Origin of the sequence: uncultured Campylobacter sp. (assembly GCF_938030685.1) — a bacterium.
Taxonomy (GTDB): Bacteria; Campylobacterota; Campylobacteria; order Campylobacterales; family Campylobacteraceae; genus Campylobacter_B.
In genome coordinates, this window is the sequence record NZ_CALHHX010000143.1 from 1 (window position 1) to 5,032 (window position 5,032).

The following is a 5,032-nucleotide window of genomic DNA, read 5'->3' on the forward strand; positions in this document are numbered from 1 at the left end:
TCGCAAAATTCCGCGCCTTAAAATTTTTCAATCCAAAGCTCTGCGGCGTATGAGCGGAGTCCGGATCGTTTGCAAAAACCTCGGTAAAATTTTTCTTGAAGCGTCGCGCATGAGCTGCGGCGAGGTTTTTTGCGGGGCTTAAATTTGGCCCGTTTGCGGCGCTCGCACAGCTTAACGAACTCGCGCTATTTGCGCTGCTATGAGTGGAATTTTTCGTAAAATTTAATATAAAATTTTGTTTGAAATTTCTCGCGAAATTTTCGCAAGGATTTATTGCGGAGGCTTTTGCGGAATTTAAAGCTTTGTTTTCGGTGCGGCTCATATCCTGCGCGGGCTTTAAATTTAACGCAAGAGCCGCGGAATTTAAAGTGGATTTTCTTTCGAGATTTCTGACGTGCGAAGCGGAATAGAGCGCGACGAGATTGCGTGCGGTAAAACCGGCCGAAGCGGGATAAAATTTTAAATTTCTTCCGCGGATAGAATTTAACCGGACATTTGCGTCTTGAAATTTGAAATTTTTTTTGAGGCAGGGAACGGGAGCAAAATTCGCCGCACCGTCGCGCGCTGTGTTTTTCGCGCACGCAAACGCCGCATTTGAAGCAGAATTTAAAGCTGTGTTTTTCGCGCACTCACATACCTGATTTGAGATAAAATTTAAAGCGGATTTTGAATTAAAATTTTCCGCGAGCTCCGAGATAGAATTTTTCATAATTTGAAGTAAAATTTCGCCGAGATTTTAGTGCGGTCGCGCCTATCTGATCGTCTTTATGGCGTTTAAAATCGCGCCCGAGTTTTTGCGAAACTCCCTTTCGTTTTTGCTTAAAAAATCGAAGCTTTCGTTGATAAAGGCGCTGCTAAATTCGCTACTAAAATCGTCTCCAGGCTCGCGTCCGACGGCACTTTTAAAGCTTTTAGCAAAGCTCGCGTCGGCTCCTAGTTCGCGTGCCAAAGGGCGAATGATTTCGTAAATTTCATCAAAGGCGTTGGTGCGCAGATAGTGGCTGAATAACACCTCGCCGCTCATTACTGCCTTGGTATCGGCTTCGGACATATCTTTTATTTTAGCGAGTACGAGCTTTTTGATCGGCTCTACGGCAAGACTTAGCTTCTTGCTCGCCAGCCTTTGCATATTCTGCACGGCGATGCTTTTTTTGCCCGCGCGCTCGGTAATGTAGCTAGGCAGATTGAGCTCGTAATCCTGTACGCCAGTGCGTTCGTATTCATTTGCAGCGCGTTCAATCAGAGTGCTTAGTGAGTTTTTAAAATTTTCGCTATCGCCCGCGCCCGCACTAAGCATCACGTCTAGTCCCTTTACGGCGACCTCTTCCCAGCTAGCAGTCGCAAATAGCGGCAATAAACAAAAGATTAATTTTTTAAGCAAAGTTTTTCCCTAATTAAAGATTAATTATTTTATTTCGAAAATTTTAATGTATAATCAACGCTTTTATAATACCAAAAGGGCTAAATATGGAGCTTTTACTCATCGCTTTTGCGCTTGCGATGGACAGCGTCGCGCTTAGTATCTCAAACGGCGCGAAATATCCGAATTTTAAATTTGCGCAGATCGTGCGCGTCGCGTTTTTCTACGCGGCGGCTCAGTTTATAATGCCGCTTGCGGGCTACGCTTTGGGGATAAATTTCGTAAAATTTATCGCGCAGATCGATCACTTCGTCGCGTTTGGAATTTTATCGTTTTTAGGCGTTAAGATGATCGCGGAATCCCGCCGCGAGCAGGACGAGCCAGATCTTCGCCTAAGCACGAAGGAGCTGGTGCTGGGCGCGATCGCTACCAGTATCGATGCGATGGCCGTGGGCGTGACCTTTGCGTTTGGCGAGATAAACATACTCTACGCCTGTTACGTAATCGGGCTCGTCTGCTTCGCGCTGTGCGTCGCGGCGTGCTACGCAGGCAAGCTAACGGGCGAATACCTGCACTCAAAGGCGCTCGTTTTAGGCGGCGCGATTTTGATCTTAATCGGGGTTAAAATTTTACTCTCGCATCTCGGCGTTATCGATATTTAGCGACTTTTAATCGCCGCTTTGTGATAATTTTTAAAACTAATTCGCAGGAGTGAAAATGAAAAATTTAATAAATTTAAGCGGCGGTGACCGCCTAAATTTGCGCGTAGAAAACCAAATTTTACTCAGCGAGAGCATCAAAAACGGCAAAACTAGGCAGACACAAAAGGAGTTTGTTAGCATAGACGAGGCGCAAAAAGCCTGCGTGAAAAAGGAGTGGGAGAGCCTGAAAAAAGGTTACGTCCTGCAAAACACGGGCGCCAAAGCGGGCGAGGCGAGTTTGCACGTCTATATCGGCGGCGGATACACGGGTGCGCTGGCCTTTGCAAGCACGGAAGGCGAGCTTTTTGTCTATAAATGCGGCGGCTACAAAGAGGGCGGCGCGCTAGATGATTTTCTCATCAGACTGGACGCGAACGGCGCCGTAAAGCAGCAGACCCCCTTGCCAAAGCCGCTTGCGTGGCAGGCGAGCGGGCGGGCTAGGTTTTGCTTTTGGATCTGGATCATTTTATCTTTAAATTTGACCCAGCTACGGACGAATTTAGCGATCTTTCTATAGATATGAGCTTTAAAAATAGCAAAGAATTTACGAGTTTCGTTTGCGCTGCGAAAGATACGGCAGCGTTTGCAATGTTTGGTCAAATTTTTACTCTGTGCGGCGGCGAGATTTCGCCTCTGGACGAATACAAATCCGAAATGAAAAACTACACGCCGATCCTTTGTGCCGCGCTCGACGCTGACAGTACGCGGCTCGCACTTTGCTGCAAGCAAAACGAGATCAAAATTTTAAACACGCTAAATGGAGAAATTTTAAACGAGATCGGAGGCGACTTCGGCATTTTTGATAAAATTTGCTTTTTAGCGGACGGCTCGCTACTAGGCAAGGAACGCTACGCAGGCAAGCTAGTTTGCCTCGATACCGCAAGCGGCGAGCGGTTAAAGCCAGCGTGGCTACCCGGCGAATGCACCGAGGCGGACGAGCTTTGCATTAGCGAGGACGGTTCGCGGTTAGTGCTACTTGGCCGAGACAAAGCCCGCATCATCGATCTAAAAAGCGGAAATTTGCAGCTTAGCTTTGAGCTGGAGCACGTCGTAAAGCGATGCGAGGCGAAATTTGAGAATTCAAACGGTAGCAAAAATTTGGCCGTGCGCACCGACTACGGCTGCTTTAGCCTATATCGCGTTTATATTTCCTAAAATTTAAGCCGCAGGTGTAGGCTTCTACAGATTGCGCTTTTAAGGCGAGCGATCTCCTCTCGATCTTTTAATAGCGCGCCCGGTTTTGGGCCATTCGACACCCAAAGCGTAACGGCCTATATAAAATTGAATATCGGCGTTTCGATTGCGGCGGCGGCTTTGATAGAATTTTCGCTTGAATCAACAAAATAAGGCGCTTTTAATGCTAAATAGCGCCTGAAAAAGCTTAGCCGCTACGGCTTTAATATCATATCTTGCCAGTTAAGCTTAAATCGGCTATCATTGCACGAAATCTGAAGGGGGCAAATTTGAAAAAATTCTTTGTAAATTCTCTGCGCCTTATAAAACGCCACTATATAATCTCTGCGATTTTTATCATCTGCATTTTGACATTTATCCCTTATATGCCTATAAATATGGGCTTAAACTACGCCGGAGTTTGCACCAATCCTCTGCATTTTGGCATCTTATCGGATAACGAATTAAAAGAGATAGCGTTTAAGCAGTATTTGCAACAACATCATAAAGAGTATAATTACAAGCATAATATCCTGTTTTTCAGAATCCAACCTTGCAATGGCGACAAGCGCCCCGATGATAATTGCGAATTTTGGAAAATACCTAAAGAGTTAAATTTAGAAAATTTATTGTCTATCGGCAGACAAATTTGCAAAGACGGAAAACAAATTGCGCCGATAGATAAATCCATACTAAAAGCTATAGATGATGAAAGCGTGGTGTATCCATGGAAGGATAGCAAGCTTTTTAATGATAAAGGGGAACTTAATTATTCTATCTACTTTAATAATGAGGACAACCATTATAGCGAGTATTATCGATATGATTCTTTGTTTATAGCCGAGGATCCTACTATTAAGATTAAATTGCTTGATTTACTTACCGGAAAAAGCAAGAAGATCATATACAAAAACGATAATAGGCTAGCGCTAAGAATGCTATTAGCCCTTAAACGTATTGATAAAAGTGATGATTTTTGCACCTTAAATGATTGGATGGATAAAAATAAACTTGACGTTACTAAAGAAAGCGTTGAAATTATTGGAGATAAAGGAAATAAGATTATATTAGAAAATTATTCTATGTATAGAATAGGTATAGATAATTGCGGAAATTACAAGGGCTTATATATGGGCATATTATGGGAACCATATAAAGCATATATGAATTATGCAGATTTTAAAAACAAATTTAAACAAAATAAGGAGTAATCTACGTCAAAAATAGTAGATATGAGCGGTAAAATCGCACAGGGCGGCTATGCCTATGCCGAGGGCAATCCTTGCTAAATTTGAGGCGCGGATTTTTTGCATAAAATCACAAAATTAAAATTCGGCAGCAGGTTCTACCCGCATGCACTTAGCCCACAGAACAAATACGATAAATTTAAGCGGTCTTGATCTCTCGCAGCCTATACCACTATAGGATAAATGCTGCTAGAAGCACAAAATATCCGATGGCGACCGTTAGCGCGCCCACAGCAAGGATAACGCCCTCGGCCGAAATAATTCCTTTCGCGGTTTCTTTTTTGAGATAAATAGCCAATTATATATTAGTCTAGCCTAAAAATCTGGATTCGGCTAAAAGCGGGTGGGATTAAAATTTAATCCGTCTTCAAATTTGCCTAAATCTAAATTTACAAAAAATCTATTTCTTACCCACCAGAAGCTTTGAGCTGCCCAGCATCAGCCATTTGGCTTCGCGCGGGCTCATAAAAAGCCCCTGCGTCGTGTCTATAAGCTCGACTCGCTCGTAGCCCTGCTCCTTAAGCCGCGCGATGAAAGCATCCATGTCGCCG

At 43.9% G+C, this 5,032-nt stretch carries 6 protein-coding genes; 4 read left to right on the forward strand and 2 right to left on the reverse strand.

From position 1 onward, the window contains the following. Positions 1 to 709: hypothetical protein (locus Q0369_RS06680; RefSeq protein WP_298097665.1), on the reverse strand; the 709-nt coding region annotated here is incomplete at its 3' end. Between the two features lie 42 nt (positions 710 to 751). Continuing rightward, a complete protein-coding gene (locus Q0369_RS06685; protein ID WP_298097669.1) occupies positions 752 to 1,381 on the reverse strand; it encodes a hypothetical protein in 630 nt (209 codons plus the stop codon). Positions 1,382 to 1,467: 86 nt separating this feature from the next. On the opposite strand from Q0369_RS06685, the gene Q0369_RS06690 reads away from it, so the two are divergent. From Q0369_RS06690 to Q0369_RS06700, 4 genes are all read left to right on the forward strand, one after another. Then, complete coding sequence (locus Q0369_RS06690) at positions 1,468 to 2,022, forward strand: manganese efflux pump MntP family protein (protein ID WP_298097673.1); 555 nt, start codon at positions 1,468 to 1,470, stop codon at positions 2,020 to 2,022. A 55-nt stretch (positions 2,023 to 2,077) separates the two neighbouring features. Then, positions 2,078 to 2,578 carry a hypothetical protein gene (locus Q0369_RS11215; protein WP_367178984.1) on the forward strand — a complete coding sequence of 167 codons (501 nt, stop codon included), beginning with the start codon at positions 2,078 to 2,080 and terminating at the stop codon, positions 2,576 to 2,578. Next, entirely contained in the window at positions 2,512 to 3,216 is a 705-nt protein-coding gene (locus tag Q0369_RS11220) for a hypothetical protein (RefSeq protein ID WP_367178985.1), read from the forward strand. Before Q0369_RS11215 ends, Q0369_RS11220 begins: the two co-directional genes overlap by 67 nt. Before the next feature lie 308 nt (positions 3,217 to 3,524). Beyond that, a complete protein-coding gene (locus tag Q0369_RS06700) occupies positions 3,525 to 4,445 on the forward strand; it encodes a hypothetical protein (protein ID WP_298097676.1) in 921 nt (306 codons plus the stop codon). Positions 4,446 to 5,032 lie beyond the last annotated feature (587 nt).

Excerpts from the sequence above, each read along its gene's own strand:
- Q0369_RS11215 (WP_367178984.1), top strand. The coding sequence starts at position 2,078 with ATGAAAAATTTAATAAATTTAAGCGGCGGTGACCGCCTAAATTTGCGC.
- Q0369_RS06690 (WP_298097673.1), top strand. The coding sequence starts at position 1,468 with ATGGAGCTTTTACTCATCGCTTTTGCGCTTGCGATGGACAGCGTCGCG.